13 protein-coding genes and 1 rRNA gene are annotated in these 15,179 nt (G+C 37.4%); 9 read left to right on the forward strand and 5 right to left on the reverse strand.

Annotation, left to right across the window (positions count from 1 at the left end; genetic code table 11):
• The first annotated feature begins 230 nt into the window (after window positions 1-230).
• From LEP1GSC203_RS13130 to LEP1GSC203_RS13150, 5 genes are read left to right on the forward strand one after another with little or no spacing between them, the layout of a single operon-like run.
• Window positions 231-1,523: an imelysin family protein gene (locus LEP1GSC203_RS13130; RefSeq protein ID WP_002974149.1), complete on the forward strand. Its 1,293-nt coding sequence runs from the start codon at window positions 231-233 to the stop codon at window positions 1,521-1,523.
• Window positions 1,524-1,535: 12 nt separating this feature from the next.
• Window positions 1,536-3,062, forward strand: coding sequence for a di-heme oxidoreductase family protein (locus LEP1GSC203_RS13135; protein WP_002973788.1), 1,527 nt, complete (start codon window positions 1,536-1,538; stop codon window positions 3,060-3,062).
• Window positions 3,059-4,195, forward strand: coding sequence for an imelysin family protein (locus LEP1GSC203_RS13140; protein WP_002974419.1), 1,137 nt, complete (start codon window positions 3,059-3,061; stop codon window positions 4,193-4,195). Before LEP1GSC203_RS13135 ends, LEP1GSC203_RS13140 begins: the two co-directional genes overlap by 4 nt.
• On the forward strand, window positions 4,185-5,501 hold the full coding sequence (locus tag LEP1GSC203_RS13145) for an HTTM domain-containing protein (protein ID WP_156808596.1): 1,317 nt from the start codon (window positions 4,185-4,187) through the stop codon (window positions 5,499-5,501). Before LEP1GSC203_RS13140 ends, LEP1GSC203_RS13145 begins: the two co-directional genes overlap by 11 nt.
• The gene (locus LEP1GSC203_RS13150; protein WP_002974243.1) at window positions 5,498-7,879 is read left to right on the forward strand and encodes a TonB-dependent receptor family protein; all 2,382 of its coding nucleotides are present in this window, start codon (window positions 5,498-5,500) and stop codon (window positions 7,877-7,879) included. Before LEP1GSC203_RS13145 ends, LEP1GSC203_RS13150 begins: the two co-directional genes overlap by 4 nt.
• Here the strand turns inward: LEP1GSC203_RS13150 and LEP1GSC203_RS13155 are convergent.
• From LEP1GSC203_RS13155 to LEP1GSC203_RS13165, 3 genes are all read right to left on the reverse strand, one after another.
• A complete protein-coding gene (locus LEP1GSC203_RS13155) occupies window positions 7,863-8,828 on the reverse strand; it encodes an LBF_1199 family protein (protein WP_002973660.1) in 966 nt (321 codons plus the stop codon). The two genes, LEP1GSC203_RS13150 and LEP1GSC203_RS13155, sit on opposite strands and share 17 nt — an antisense overlap.
• A 159-nt stretch (window positions 8,829-8,987) precedes the next feature.
• Window positions 8,988-9,878, reverse strand: a complete 891-nt coding sequence (locus LEP1GSC203_RS13160; RefSeq protein WP_002973776.1) for an LBF_1199 family protein — start codon at window positions 9,876-9,878, stop codon at window positions 8,988-8,990.
• A 66-nt stretch (window positions 9,879-9,944) separates the two neighbouring features.
• Entirely contained in the window at window positions 9,945-11,207 is a 1,263-nt protein-coding gene (locus tag LEP1GSC203_RS13165; RefSeq protein ID WP_002974447.1) for an NHL repeat-containing protein, read from the reverse strand.
• Window positions 11,208-11,434: 227 nt separating this feature from the next.
• On the opposite strand from LEP1GSC203_RS13165, the gene LEP1GSC203_RS13175 reads away from it, so the two are divergent.
• The 4 genes from LEP1GSC203_RS13175 (at window position 11,435) to LEP1GSC203_RS13190 (ending at window position 13,834) form a co-directional block, all read left to right on the forward strand.
• A complete protein-coding gene (locus LEP1GSC203_RS13175) occupies window positions 11,435-12,208 on the forward strand; it encodes a helix-turn-helix domain-containing protein (RefSeq protein WP_002974294.1) in 774 nt (257 codons plus the stop codon).
• 101 nt (window positions 12,209-12,309) lie between these two features.
• Window positions 12,310-12,618, forward strand: a complete 309-nt coding sequence (locus tag LEP1GSC203_RS13180) for an antibiotic biosynthesis monooxygenase (protein ID WP_002974200.1) — start codon at window positions 12,310-12,312, stop codon at window positions 12,616-12,618.
• A gap of 158 nt (window positions 12,619-12,776) precedes the next feature.
• A complete protein-coding gene (locus tag LEP1GSC203_RS13185; RefSeq protein ID WP_156808587.1) occupies window positions 12,777-13,289 on the forward strand; it encodes a hypothetical protein in 513 nt (170 codons plus the stop codon).
• A gap of 221 nt (window positions 13,290-13,510) precedes the next feature.
• On the forward strand, window positions 13,511-13,834 hold the full coding sequence (locus LEP1GSC203_RS13190) for a hypothetical protein (protein ID WP_002974407.1): 324 nt from the start codon (window positions 13,511-13,513) through the stop codon (window positions 13,832-13,834).
• 86 nt (window positions 13,835-13,920) lie between these two features.
• Here the strand turns inward: LEP1GSC203_RS13190 and LEP1GSC203_RS13195 are convergent, their stop codons facing one another.
• On the reverse strand, window positions 13,921-14,508 hold the full coding sequence (locus LEP1GSC203_RS13195; RefSeq protein ID WP_051064164.1) for an NAD-dependent epimerase/dehydratase family protein: 588 nt from the start codon (window positions 14,506-14,508) through the stop codon (window positions 13,921-13,923).
• Window positions 14,509-15,017: 509 nt separating this feature from the next.
• A 16S ribosomal RNA gene (locus LEP1GSC203_RS13200) occupies window positions 15,018-15,179 on the reverse strand; the annotation flags it as partial.

Raw genomic sequence — 15,179 nt, forward strand, 5'->3', positions numbered from 1 at the left:
AACATATTTTAAACAATTGCCATAGAGTTATGGCTTTTTGAACGAGTGTCAAATAATTTATTTCCGAACCACTGAGATTTTTTGAACGAAGTTCATCAGTTGGCCTCTTATCGATTCTCTGATAAATATCAACGGAACACTAGATAAAACCTATTGCCCTCCCAAGGTGCTTCAAGAACGTTGTTTAAATAATAATGAGAATCTATCTCATTTGGTAGGAGAATACCCTTATGACATCGATGCGAAATCTTACTTTCGTACTATTACTCGGCCTTGTGCTAAATGATTGTACTCCCGAAAAGGAAAACTCGGATGCAAACCTTCTGGCGGCCATTGCCCTGGTCGGCAGTGCCCCAAACCAATCTGCATTTTTAGAAACCTATTCCCAAATCGCTTTTGAAAACTATAGTGATGCTTATTCAGATGTAGTTGCCTTAAGACAAAAAGTAACTACCTTCACCGCAAAGGCCTCCCCTTCTCTTTCAGAGCTAAACGAATTGAAGACCTATTGGAGAAAAGCAAGAAGGAGTTACCTGCAAACAGAGATTTTTCGATTTAGCCAAGGTCCGATTGATAACCCAGCACTCACAGGGGGAGTGGAATTAGAACCTTTAATGAATGCTTGGCCCCTAGATGAAGGTTATATTGATACTGTCATCCTGACAGGAACAATCACAAAACAAGGATTAATTGATGCAAATGGTGGAGACTGTTCCGGTGGAAATTGTCCAGATGGAGATAGTGCCAAAAATATTTCTGTGGGATGGCATGCCATTGAATATCTGTTATGGGGTGCTGATGCGCAAAATAACTTCACACCAGGCACATCGATTACACAAACAAATTTCACAACAGCAAATGGTGCCGGAAGTGCAGCGGCAAAACGTTCAGCTTATTTGTTGTATGCAACGGAAATTCTGGAAGCCCACCTCCTACTCTTAAAGAACTCCTGGGATCCAACGTTATCCACTTCATATGTTGCTAAATTCAAATCGAGTGCCACCTCCTTTGAAAATATACTCCGAGGAATTGCTAGATTCTCTGGTGGAGAGTGGGGTGGAGAAAGGATGACGGGAGTATTTGGCGGAGAACAAGAAGAAGAACATTCTTGTTTTTCAGACAATACAAAAGCAGATTTTTACTTTGATGCCAAAGGATTAGATAACCTTTATAATGGAACTTATAGTGGATCGAAAACCATAAGCGGCTACGGTCTCAAAAATCTTTTGGGTAATGAATCTAGTTATATCAAAGAACGAATTGCCACTGCGGAACTTTTCTGCCTGAATGAATTTACAGAAGATGTTTCTTTGAACCAAGCATGTAATAGTAGCATCGTATCGAGTCGTTTTGATCGAATGATTGCAACCGTAAATGTATCGGGCTCAGTAACAGAAAATGCTGACTATAATATTTTCCGTTACCAAATCCAACCCGCAGTTCAAGAAATAGCGAAAGCTCTACAAAGATCTGCAGCAAGCTATGGAGTCTCCATTGGAGATGATGGCTTAGTTCTTCAATAAATAAATATAGAAATGAAAACAAAACACCTTATCCTACTGACTTTACTTGCTCTTAGTTTCACATGCAAAAAACAAGAAAACGATGAAGCGACCACTGCCCTTATCCTTGCTGCCCTTATATCCTCTCCCCAATGTTCTTCGGGAGATTTTTTAAACGACCCTTGTGAACAATTCAGTGGTGGAGATACTACTACTTTTGATTCCACAGAGTCAGCTTTCGACTTAGAAGCTGCTAATGTTTTAGATTCACGAAGGTCCATTGATTTCCAAGATGGAAATGCTAACTTCAATCGCACTTGGTTACCTGCAGGAAATTCTTCTGTAGCTGGACTTGGCCCTGTCTTTAACAATCGTTCTTGCCAAGGTTGCCACGTCAAAGACGGAAGAGGACGGCCACCTGCTGATGGTACAAGCCTTACTTCTATGCTCCTCCGTTTGAGTGTCACTGGATCCAATCCTACCACCGGTGGACCTGTTGCTATGACCAATTTTGGAACCCAACTCAATACAGAAGGAATTTTAGAATTTGGAACAGGTACCCAAATTCCCAAAGAAGGAATTGTAACCATTACTTATACAGAAGAACCAGGAACTTTTCCCGATGGAGAAAGTTATTCCCTACGAAAACCAAGTTATTCGATCACTTGGAACGTTGGTGGTGGTGCCACTCAAATCAATGTAGCTAATCCTGGCCAACCCTACCATCCTACGAATAATCCTTCTGGTAGTTTTTTCATTTCTCCAAGAACAGCACCCATGATGCCTGGTCTTGGACTTTTAGAAGCCATTCCCGAATCTACCATTCGTTCACTTGCTGACGTTACAGACTCAAACGGAGATGGAGTCTCTGGAAAACCAAATCTTGTTTGGGATACAACACAAGCCAAAGCTTTTCTTGGAAGGTTTGGATGGAAAGCAAACCAACCAAATCTAAACCACCAAAATGCCAGTGCCTTTCTGGGAGATATTGGACTCACTACACCAATCTTTCCTACAGAAAATTGTGTCGCAGGACAAAACCTTTGCGCCGCAAGTCCTACTGGTAATGGAACCAACCCCGAAATCTCCAGCGATCGTTTATCGCGCGTTACATTCTATACTAGCTTAGTGAGTGTTCCAGGAAGAAGGGGTTGGCGGACAGAGGATGTCAAAAAAGGAAAAGAACTATTCATTCAAATTGGATGTTCGTCTTGCCATATCCCAAGGATGAAAACTGGGGATCATTCCATTCCAGAAGTAGCAAACCAAGAAATACGACCTTATACTGATTTACTCTTACATGATATGGGGGATGGACTCAGTGATTTTCGTTCTGACTTTTTAGCAACGGGAAATGAATGGAGGACCACTCCACTTTGGGGTCTTGGTCTCATTGAAAGGGTCAATGGGCATGAACTTTTACTTCACGATGGAAGAGCCAGAGGGATTCAAGAAGCAATTCTTTGGCATGGAGGAGAATCAGAACAAAGTAAAAACAATTACAAACAATTACCCAAAGAATCTAGAACGAAAATCATTAGTTTTCTTAAATCTTTATGAAACCAATTAATATTAAATTAAAAATTCTAACTTACGGGTTCTATTTATTTTTATTCAATTGTGGAGTCCAATCAGATAGTGCTTCTGAAAAGGCACAAATATTGGGTTTGGTCGATACATACTTAAAGACATATACAACTTCCAGTTTACTCGTTGATATTTCTAACAACTTAATCATCCCCAAGTATACAAATTTAGACCAGAAAGTCTCCGCATTACAGACTGCAGCAGCAGCTTACACAACAACACAAGATACTAATAATTTGAATCTTGTTAGGAACGCTTGGATAGAAACTGACTTAGCATATAGGCAAATAGAATGGGCTTATTTTGGACCAGCAAACATTCCGTTTAATGTGTATCTTTTTTTAGATAGTTTTTCGAGAGCCTTCCCTATCGACCCAACGTTGATTGAATCAAAAATCACTTCGAATCTAACGCCGAGCGGACTCCGAGTGGATGGATTAGATACGGTAGAATACCTCCTGTTTAAAGACAATGCCAGCAGTACAAACACTGCATTCGCAGACGTCAACCGAAGGACTTATTTAACCAAACTGATCCAAGATATTAAAACTCAGACAGGATTACTTATTTTTCATTGGGATAAATCAAGAAGTTCTTCTTTTTATTATTCTTTTACGAATGCAGGTAAAGGGAGTCGCGAATACCCCAACACGAAAGACGGACTCACGGAACTGACCAACCAAATGGTATTTTTTTGTAATACAATTGTTGATATCAAAATTGCTGAACCTTCTGGATTACGAGCCACAAATTTAGGAGTAAAGGATATCACAAAGGTAGAAACACCATATGCAAACTTATCCTTTGACTCACTTTTACAAAATCTTCAAGGATTCTCTGATATTGGAGATGCTGGGCTTTATAAATTCTTAGCACTCCGAAGTGAAACGGTGGTTCCAAGACTTCAGGAACAAATCCGAATCACATCAGCATCAGTGTCCTCTTTAAAGTTAAAGTACGGTACCTTTCAAAATGCAATCACAACAGGAAACAGCGATGTGGAAGTGATGCTCAATGAATTTAAGAAACTTAGAGTATTGATTAGCACAGAACTGATCAGTGCCCTCGGCGGAACCATCGGGGTTAGTTCAAATGATGGCGATTAAGTTTTTATTCAATCCAGTTTCTTCACTTTCCCTTCATTTCTTTCGCATTGGGTATGGATTTGCGACAACGATCATTATTTTTCGTTATTTCTATTTCGGATGGATTCATTCTTACTTTATCAAACCAACTTTTTTTTTCAAACACTTTGGTTGGGAATGGATCCACCCTTTGCCACCAGTTTTTACTTATCTTTTATTTGGAGTATTACTCCTCACTGCACTCGGAATTTTTCTAGGATATTTTTTACGATTCAATCTTTTGGTTTTTACCGCTGGATTCACTTGGTTTCATTTTTCAGATGCAACCATCTATTTGAATCATTATTATCTGATTTCTTTACTCGGTTTTTTACTATGGTTATCTCCTGTTAGTAAATCAAATACACCAACCTTTCGTTTTAAAGACTGGCTAAACAATGCAAAACCTATTCCTAAACTATGGTTGTATGCCATTCGATTACAAATGGGTCTTGTTTATTTTTTTGGAGGGATCGCCAAACTCCAACCAGACTGGTTATTCGAAGCTCTCCCATTGAAACTATGGTTGTACCAATCGGAAGGAAAATTTCCACTTTTAGATCCCATCCTTGGCCTTCCCCTCACAGCATTTGTTTTCTCTTGGATTGGACTCCTCTTTGATTTGTCGATTCCATTCTTACTTTGCACAAAAAGGTTTCGTTTGCAGGCTTGGTTAGTCGTTCTTTTTTTTCACTCGTTCACATCCTTTCTTTTTCCAATCGGCGTTTTCCCCATTGTGATGAGTCTCTCTTCACTGATTTTTTTTGCACCTAATTGGCCACAAATACTAATGAATCGATTTTCAAAAAACAAAATCGATCTTTCGGTATCGAAGGTTCCATTAAAAAACAATGCAAATGATTTCGGAATTAGAGAATATATTTTATTCGCCTACTTTTTGTTACAGGTAACCATCCCTTTAAGGCATATACTTTACCCTGGGCAAGTCATTTGGACAGAAGAAACAATTAAATTTTCCTGGCAAGTGATGGTTGCAGACAAAGTGGGATCTGCAGTGTTTACAATTCAAAACCGGCAAATCAATCCCAAAGATATATTGACTGATTACCAATATAGGATGATGACGATCCAACCAGAACATATCCTACAATTTGCAAGATACTTACAAAAACAAGAATATGAACGAACTGGAATCGCTGGAATCCCGGTGTATGTTTTATCCCATGTATCCATCAATGGGAAACCGGCTCGGCCTTTATTTTCACCTAACGAAGATCTTACCAAAATCAAAACAAACTTTTTCCCCTTAAAAGGACTCATTCGATGAATTTTCGAAAACTAAAAATATCCCTTATTTACTTCCTAATCATTTCAGGAAATATACAGATCTTTTCTCAGAATAACACTGAGGAACAAGAAACAAAACCGCAAAAGAGTGAAGGAATTCATGTTATAGGAAACAAAAAAGAAGACTTAAAAAAAATTCCAGGATCTGCTTATATCATAGATAAAAAATATCTAGAAGAAGCTTCTCCCACAGATCCGATGGAAGCTTTAAGAAGGACTCCTGGCGCAAGCGTACGTTTCCAAGATGCAGCAGGACTTACACCAAACATTGGTTTTAGGGGAGTTAGTAACGAAGAATCTAGGAAAACACTCATTTTAGAAGATGGGATTTTAACTTCCCTCTCTCCTTATGGACAACCAGAAAGTTATTATTCTCCCTCGATTGAAAGAATGGAAAGAATTGAAATCATCAAAGGTTCTGGTTCAATTTTATTTGGACCAAACACCATTGGAGGGATTGTTAACTTTGTCACCAAACGTCCGCCAGCGGAATCAACCTTTTATACAAAAAATGTGGGTGGTGAAAATGGTTATTTATCCACTTATAATTCCTATGGAAAAAGTTTTGGATCAAGTGCATTTGAAGTTTCGTTACTAAGAAAACAAGGAAATGGATTTAGAAATCATCAAAGTTTTGATGTTACCGAAGGAAATGTTAAATGGATCCAAGATTGGAACCAAAACCATAGTACAACGATTAAATTAGGATATCATATGCAAAACGCACAGTCCACTTACTTAGGATTGTCACAAGGTCTTTTCCGGATGGATCCAAAAATCAATCCGGCAGAATATGATGAAAAACAATTAAACCGCAGCCAGACTATCATTTCTCATAATTGGAAATTATCCGATGATCATAATCTAATGATAAGAGGTTATTTTTCCCAAGCAGAACGGAATTGGTCAAGACAGGATTTTTTATCTGGAAAATCGACTACAGGTGGATATTTAAATCCCCCCTTAGATACAATTCGTACTTACTCACCAGGTATCATTGGAAATCGACCTGGAGATACTATTTATATGCGAGAATCATATATCAGTAGGGATCAATCCTTTATGGTAGGTGGAATAGAAACAAAATTAGAATCTAAATTTTCTACCTTCGGACTAAAACATGAAACAGACATTGGTGTTCGAATCCATGGCGAAAACAATTTAACGCAAACTAATGTAAAAAAAACAGATGATCCTTTAGGTTATCTTTCCAAAGCAATCATCCAAGAAGATTCTCTATTAAATAATCTTGTACAACCATCACTCCCTAATTTTAATCTAAATCGACAAGAACGTAAGATAGAATCATTCGCAGCTTACTTCCAAGACAGAATTCAACTTTCTGAAAACTGGAAATTAATTCCAGGAGTTAGGTATGAAGAAGTAAGACAAAAAGCGATTACCACAAGAAGACAAGCGACAACAGAAGATTACCGGCTTGGTGCCGTTTTACCAAATGATGTATCGGTCAACAGAAGAAGCTCCAGTGAATCAAGGACTCATGTGATACTTCCCGGACTTGGAATCACATATGATATTACAAAAAAATTCATTTGGTTTTCGGGAGCACACAAAGGTTTCTCACCCCCTACATTTGGTACCTCATTTAGTCCCCAAGGTAACGATTATAGGTTAAAACCAGAAACCTCAACAAATTACGAAACAGGAATTCGCGGCGACATTACATCCTATTTATACACAGAACTTGTTGGATACAAAATGTACTTTCGTGATCAAATCATCAACGTCAACGAGGTGGGAGGAGAAAACGGAATTAGACCAGCAAATACTGGTTATTCGACTCATACGGGTGGTGAGTCAGTGATTGTATGGGATCCAGCAAAAATGCAAAAATCAGAATGGAGAGTTCCGATTGAATTTATTTACTCTCGTATCGAAGCAAAATCCAGAAGTTTTAACCCATTCCCAGTATCACAAACAAGTGACGGAAGAGAAGTTGTAGAATACTTGCCAGCTTATACAGTGAACAACTATCAATACCTTTCGACAGACACAACGGGAAACTATTTACCCTATGTACCGAAAGAAACAGTCACTACAGCTATTAGTGTTTCTTCACCACAGGGATATTATAGTCGTTTAGAATACCAATACATTGGAAAACAATACTCTGATTTATTGAACACAAAAGACGAATCCGAAGATGGTAATAAAGGTATAATTCCTAAAGTTGAACTTTGGAATACTAGTTTTGGTTACAGATCACCAGACAAGTGGTCGGTGTTTATCAATGCTAAAAACATTCAAGACAAACAATATGTCTCTGGTCGGTTACCTACAGGCATCCAACCAGGGCCTTTCCGTCAAATCAATGTTGGATTTACTTTTGAACTGTAACTTCTATTCCATCAACTATTTTTGATTGAGACAAATCGATAGGACAAGAAAGGATAGAGGAAAATTTGGTTTCAAACTTTGAGTTAGAATCAGATAAACCGATGTATTGGCAAATGATATCCATTTCTTGTTCATCTACAATCACTTCACGAATCATTAAATACTCAATAAAATCTAATCGGTCAGAAACATCTGCTATAAAAAGCCCATCCCTAAGTATATCTGTCAATCGATTGACATTTCTACGACTTGGTGATTTTTCTCTTTCCTCTTTTGGTGAAAATTCCTTACGTTTTGTGTCTGCATATTCTTCCCACCTATGAATTGTTTTTAGATTATTTTCCAATTGAAACAAAAAACCTGGGACTGATTCTTGTTTATCAAAAACAACTAACATTCGCAAGTATTGGTATAAATTTGGGTTTCGATACAATAATCGTTTACAATGAATAGAATCAATTTTTTCAAAGATTCGAAGAAAAGAGTCTGTATTCTGTTCCGTTGTTTCGGATACAGATGATTCAAAATACTCCTCCCATTGTTTGGCATTTAAATTGCTAAGTAGATTTAATTGAAAAGTCACATCCTTTTCCACCATAGGTTCGGTAAGTAAAAGATCTAAACTTTTCTCAGAACTAATGATTTTTGCCCAAATGGAAAAATAGTAATCAGGTGTTATATTTCCCGTTTTAATATATTTACCAAAACCATAATAAACTGCCTTACAAATCAAATTAGCAGGCATCGCAGAGTGATTGATTAGCTCTTTTAAAACATCCTCTTCTCTAAGTATCCAACAATAACTACAGAAATACTCTACTAATTCATCAACCTCAAATAGAATTTCCAAATATTCATGAAGATTCGGAGTTGTTAAAAGAAATTCGAAAGATTCCTTGGCATGCTGAGGTGAACTTTTTTTCCAAAACTCATAAACCAAAACTTGCATTTTTGCCCCTCAACTCTTATACAAGGGACGAAAGGAAAACTAGACTTTCAGAATTTGTATTTTGAATTAGAATAAAAAATATGGAAAATATTTAAAAATGGAAAAAAGGACAAGGGTAAGTACGAGAGAAAATTTTAGAATTATTTTAAAAATTAGAGTCTAGAAGTATTTGCCTACGCGATCAAAATTGCCTAATGCCGATAGTATTGTTGTCTCCTCCCAAACATCCAAAACAGCACCATTCCCCCGCATATAAACCAATACATCCCCTCTGTCTTGGGATGGAATTTTTTTAAGCTCCCGTAAAACAAGCGATAATCGATCTGGATCTCTTTTATTGGGTGCGAGATTAGCTTCAGATTTAAAATCAAACCTTTCACTTAATCCTTGGCAAAATGTTTCCCAGACATGAATCGAATCTAAAATAGATTCTAATCTGATTCGATTTTCCATTTCTTTTGGGGTCTGTTCTGCAACTTTTTTCATTCCTGAGACCATCATCATTCGTAAATAATAATAGAGTGTATGGCTATTCAAAAGGATTTTGCGAATTTCGTTTTCTCTGAGATTTGAAAAAATCCCGAGAAGAGCCTGCATCGTCATATTCTTTTCTTCTAATATATCAAAGTAAGCTTCCCAAGTTTGAGGATCCAAATTGGATAAAAGATGGATCTTTAATGTAGGATCTCGGTCCATCTCTTCCGCAAGAGATAAAATTCTTAAACTTTGTGCTGAATTAAACAATTTCCTAACTTGTAAAAAGTAAGCATTGGAATCGAAATTGCCAGATAAAAACTGTTTTCCATAACCAAAATAGATGAACTTCATAAGAAGTTCTGGTGTTAAGTCGACATCATTCAGAAAACGTTTAGAACCTTCTTCAGAACGAAGAAGCCATAAATATTCGAATACCAAGTCACAAAACTCATCTTCGGCTAACATGTGATCTGCCAAAGATTTTAAGTCAGATCCTTGTTCAATGGATTGGAAAAAATCTAATAATTCATTCGGAGATGCATTTTTCCAAAATTCAGATGCTTTCCATCGCATACATATTTTGTAATTGGTTTGAAGGTTATGTCAATTGAATTTTAGAAAGATTCAAATTTGAGTCTATTAATACAAATTCCAATAACTACTTCGCAATAAATTGCCACAGATCTTACCATTAGTGCCAAGATCGATGACTAATACTTGGTCATTCGTATGTGGAACTGTATAAATCTTACCGTTAGGTGCTAATACCGCATCTCCCCACTTGTTTCCTCCCGAGATTCCCGAATTATAAGTAGCAGACACAAAGGTATCTGGATCAAAGGCAATGAAATCAGTAATATCGGCAGGTATAGTGTATATCCTACCATCGGCTCCCAAAATACCACCCCGCCATTTTGCTGCAGCCACAACGGGCGAAAGCCATAAGTTCATTGAATCATTGTTAGGGTCTATAATTAAAAATTCAGTATCATTCGAAGGTATACCGATTAATTTACCGTTAGGTGCAACAAGGCCATGCCTCCACTTTCCAAGTCCTGTTTTTGGAGAAGGAATCACGTAACTTCTTTCAGAAAAAGGATCTAAAACAAAAATGAAATCAATATCGACTGGAAAGGCATAAATCTTTCCATTAGGTGCAAGGACCCCTCCTTCCCACATATTTGAAAGTGAAAGCGGAGAAGGAATAGTTCTGACCTTATCTGTTTGTGGATCAATCACAAGAATTTTGTTAGAACTATTGGGGATTCCATAAATCAATCCATTCGGTGCAAGCACACCACCTCTCCACTTATTAATGCCAATTTCTGGCGAAGGCAATGTATAACTTTGATTAACGGATGGATTGATTACAAGGATTTGATCTGAGTCTCTTGGTATGGAATAAATTTTACCATTTGGCGCAAGCACAGCACCTTCCCATTGTGCCAATCCACTGATTCCTGTTGATAAACCAGAAGCGGTTTGGTTTGTGGGATCTATGACAAGAATATCAGATTGGTTATAAGGGATGGAATAGATCTTTTGATCATTAGCGAGTATTCCGCCTAACCATTTGGCAGCGCCCGTATAGGAAGGAGTAAAAGCTGTGAAACTGACCCCATTAGTTCCAAGTAATGCCTGCTTTCTTATTTCTGATGAAACATACTTCCAACGTCTTGGTTGGATGATTGATAAGGGATCCATTTCGCAAATGGATCGATTGGGCGCGATAGAACCGCAATACTCTCGATCATCATCCACAAGAATCCGCGCAAGATAAAAGTCTTGGAAAGATTCAGATGTAGGATCACAGCCGTTTTCTAAACCAGGAAATTGACAGGAACCAAACAGGCCAATCGCAAAAAACAGGGAGACAAAACGAACTTTTGTTAGGTATTGCATCAATCCGTGCCCACTCTTTTGTGAGTAAAAATAGAGATTGACTTGTTATTTGTCAAACGAAAGAAATTTCCATTCGTGTTAGGAAGAAGTCCTAATCTAAGTTTTTGTCTTCTTATTTATCTAATTTTAGATTGGATGAGACTGAATTACGAATTTAAAAAACGAGTTGCCTTGATCAGCGCAAAAGGCCAATTTTCAATAGAGGCATTTCAGAGAGACCCTTGCAAATGAAAATCCAGAGTTATTTTCCATCTTTTGCTTTGCGGCCTTATATCCAAAAATACCTCATCATAGAAACAGAAAACGGAATCGAAAACCGCATCCTACCAAACCCTCACCTAGTGTTGTCCTTTCAATTACAGGGAAACCTTCGTTCTTTGGAATCAAATACACTCTATGACTTACCTCGGATGGGAATTGCGGGGTTTAGAAAAACGGTGAGAAAAATCATTTATCCCCAAAATTCTTCAGCCCTACTGGTAATCTTCACAGAAATTGGAGCAACTGCCTTTTTTAAGGAACCAATCTCGGACTTTTACGAAAAGACAATCAGCTTAGAGAACTTGATTTCAAATTCTATGTATCGGGAAATGGAAGAAAAATTATTTGAATCCCAATCAAGTCGGGACTGTATCAATTTAATAGAGAATTTTTTACTTCATATTCAAAGACAAAAACAAATCGATCCAATCCTTAGACAAACTCTTGTAAAAATCCAGAACGCAAATGGAAATATAAAAATGAAAGCTCTAAAACAAGGATTACCCATTAGTTTGGATTCCTTAGAAAAAAAGTGCAAAGAGATGGTGGGAACCACTTTGAAACATTATGCAAATATTATAAGAATTAGATCTGCTATAACGTCCTATTCTCCGACTACCTCATTAACCGATCTTGCATACAATGCGGGATATTTTGACCAGTCCCATTTCAACAAAGATTTCAAACTTTATACAGGAGAGTCACCGAAGGTTTTCTTCCAAAACCCACAAAATTGGTAACCAAATTCGCTTTTCTGATTTTTTACAATTTTTAATCCAAAATCGATTGTATCCTAATTTATAACCAGGCTGCAAAAGCCAACAAAGGTTAAGAGGACACAATGAACCAAATTCTAATCGACAGGTTCGAATTTCCAAAGGAAGCCAAAGAAGTCTTTTTAGAACGTGTTAAGCAGAACCGAGACTTAATAAAAACCATTTCTGGTTTTTTGGGTGATACTGCATACATCCATGAAGCAGAGGATAAAATCTTATTCGTGACAGTAGCTACTTGGGAAAACAAAACTAGCTTAGACAATGCCAAAACATTGGTTTTCGCTGCCTACCAAAAACAAGGATTTGTTATGCCTGAATTTTTAGCTCTCCATTCCATAAAAATAGAAAGGGCGATTTACGAACGAATGTCATAATCTTTGCCACAATAAACATCAAATATTCGATAGCCAATCATACAAGCTGTTTGGCTTTTTTTAAACAAACAGTAGTTTTGTGAATGACAACTTCATAAATAGCTGAATTCAATTCAGCTATGCGAAATAAATGGAATGGAATATTCAGGTTGGAAATTTTGAAAAGTAAATTCAAAAAAATCAAATGGATATCTCTCTATTTATTAATTCCTATGGTCATTCTTGGATGTGAGGACAAGGAAACTGAAAAACTAAACCAAAACAATAATTTGATAGTTATTATCATGGAAATTTTACCTGCGATGGTCAACTATTGCCCGCAAGCGGAGTTTGTAGTAGAAAAAGGAACCGAATACCAGATCGCACTTCAAAAGGATAAATCTTCTTGGTTTCAATTTTCACCTAACGGAAACATAACGCCACCGGAAGAAAAAAGAGATTATTTCCTTACTGTCACAAAGGATAGTTCCACATCTATTTCATTGAGGCCCTGGACGTCGTGTAAAACATTTTCCTCTCCTTCCAGATCAACAATGACACCACAATCGGCAACACCCACTGAAGTTATATTCAAAATTGAAAAAGATTCGGTACAGTTTTCCGAAACCAATAGATTTCGAATAGAACTGAATTCCGACACTCAAACAACAGTTAAAATCATCCAAAACTAGTGCAATTTAAGAAGTGAATGAAAAGGTACAATTTGAATTCTAAACTTATATTCATAATACTCTCTATAGTTATTTCATTAACCAAATGTAGCAAAAGATATCCATTGGAGGAAAAGAATGACCCTTTACTTCAATTGTTTGTCATCAATTTTGCAAATGAATACTATTCCAACTCTTGCAAACATCCATCCTTTATTTTTAAGAGAGGGGAATCTCGACCGATGGAATTAAAGTTAAATGAAATGAAATGGTTCCGTTTTTCCGCGGAAGGAACCACTCCCCATTCGTATTCAAATAATCCAGTTTCCAACCATTCCCTTTTTATTGAAAAGGTTTCCGAAACTAAAGTTACGTGGATCACAAGTGACTCTTGTTTAACCTCCCCAACTTATACTTACGAACGAACACCGATCGCAGCAACCCCAACAGAAATAAAATATAATCTTTGGAATTCTGATTTAATTGGCAATCCACCCCCTCCTGATAATGGGTATTATATAAAACTCATTTCAGGAAATCCCAATATCATCATTCGATTTGAATGAAGAAAAAATCCGGCATAGATTTAAATCATAAACCGGATATCAAGTTCTATTATCTTTTGTTAGATCGTATGGATTCGAATGTTTCTTTAAGGCCAATGTAAAATGGAGTTTTTGGAATGTTTCCAATTTCTTTTATAAGAGGAATTTTTGAATGCTACTTTCACGATCATTTTAGCTGCATCGGGTAGGTAAATATATTCTCGTTTAACAGTTGTATCCCCAATAAATAAAGAAGGTTTTCCGAATGCCAAACCCTCTAAGGTAGGATTCAAATAAGAATTTTTACTGGTAGGTCCGTAATAATCTGGCAACCTAACGATCAGGGGTTTCCTCTGTTTCCATCTGGATGAAAATATGAGTTTCTCCATTTCAATTCTAATTTTACCTTTTTTTGAGTTTGGTTTTCTATTATAAGTATCTTCCACCGCATAACCGGAATTTGGCCCATAAACATAGACACCATCAACAAAAACAAATTTATGGGAATTTGCCTCAGCTGCTTTCATTACGGATCCAGCAATTAACAATGATTTTGTGGCCATCTCATGATAAGGAACGTTAGATGCTTGGAAAATTATCGTCGCTGTTTTTGCTTCCTCTCGTATCGATTCCCACTGAAAAACATCACCTAATGCCAATTTCATCTTTTCTGGATTCCCTAATTCCTGAGCCAAATGGTCTAAGGCCTCTTAATTTCTTCCGAAGGCAATGACTCCGATCCCTATCACAATCTATTCCTGAACGAGAGCTTTGCCCGTTCCTCCTGTAGCTCCCAATACCAACACTTTCTCCATTTTTTTCTCCCATTCCTATTTATTGATTAATCAATCACAAAAATCATAAAAATTTTTAGAACTTCAACTCCGGTAAATTCAGAACCAATGTTAGATTACAGAAGATTCCTTTGGCTAGAAATACTTTTGCTGTGAATTCAGGATTGGGGTTTTCTGTTAGGGGGAAATCGGCACTTGCCCATGAGCCACTCCCAGCATGGCCTAACTCGGGTGGGGGTTTGTGGATTCACCTTCGGATTATGTCTCATTGTTTTCTTCGCTCTGCTCATAAAAAAACCCCGCTAGATTTAGCGAGGTTTGAGAGTGAACAATGGTAAATGACTTAACTTTTACAAAATACAACGTAGCGTGACAACAATCCTAACGAAAGGTAATTGGTTTCCTTTATAAAAGGAGGTGATCCAGCCGCACCTTCCGATACGGCTACCTTGTTACGACTTCACCCTCTTCACGAGTTTCACCTTAGAAGTGCCTCTCCTTGCGGTTAAGGACAACCTCTTCGGGTGCTCCCCACTCAGATGGTGTGACGGGCGGTGTGTACAAGGTCCGGG

Origin of the sequence: Leptospira terpstrae serovar Hualin str. LT 11-33 = ATCC 700639 (assembly GCF_000332495.1) — a bacterium.
GTDB classification, from domain to species: Bacteria; Spirochaetota; Leptospiria; order Leptospirales; family Leptospiraceae; genus Leptospira_A; species Leptospira_A terpstrae.

Excerpts from the sequence above, each read along its gene's own strand:
- LEP1GSC203_RS13165 (WP_002974447.1), bottom strand. The coding sequence starts at position 11,207 with ATGCAATACCTAACAAAAGTTCGTTTTGTCTCCCTGTTTTTTGCGATT.
- LEP1GSC203_RS13155 (WP_002973660.1), bottom strand. The coding sequence starts at position 8,828 with ATGCAAGTTTTGGTTTATGAGTTTTGGAAAAAAAGTTCACCTCAGCAT.
- LEP1GSC203_RS13160 (WP_002973776.1), bottom strand. The coding sequence starts at position 9,878 with ATGCGATGGAAAGCATCTGAATTTTGGAAAAATGCATCTCCGAATGAA.
- LEP1GSC203_RS13145 (WP_156808596.1), top strand. The coding sequence starts at position 4,185 with ATGGCGATTAAGTTTTTATTCAATCCAGTTTCTTCACTTTCCCTTCAT.
- LEP1GSC203_RS13190 (WP_002974407.1), top strand. The coding sequence starts at position 13,511 with ATGGAATTAAAGTTAAATGAAATGAAATGGTTCCGTTTTTCCGCGGAA.
- LEP1GSC203_RS13135 (WP_002973788.1), top strand. The coding sequence starts at position 1,536 with ATGAAAACAAAACACCTTATCCTACTGACTTTACTTGCTCTTAGTTTC.
- LEP1GSC203_RS13175 (WP_002974294.1), top strand. The coding sequence starts at position 11,435 with ATGAAAATCCAGAGTTATTTTCCATCTTTTGCTTTGCGGCCTTATATC.
- LEP1GSC203_RS13180 (WP_002974200.1), top strand. The coding sequence starts at position 12,310 with ATGAACCAAATTCTAATCGACAGGTTCGAATTTCCAAAGGAAGCCAAA.
- LEP1GSC203_RS13150 (WP_002974243.1), top strand. The coding sequence starts at position 5,498 with ATGAATTTTCGAAAACTAAAAATATCCCTTATTTACTTCCTAATCATT.
- LEP1GSC203_RS13130 (WP_002974149.1), top strand. The coding sequence starts at position 231 with ATGACATCGATGCGAAATCTTACTTTCGTACTATTACTCGGCCTTGTG.
- LEP1GSC203_RS13140 (WP_002974419.1), top strand. The coding sequence starts at position 3,059 with ATGAAACCAATTAATATTAAATTAAAAATTCTAACTTACGGGTTCTAT.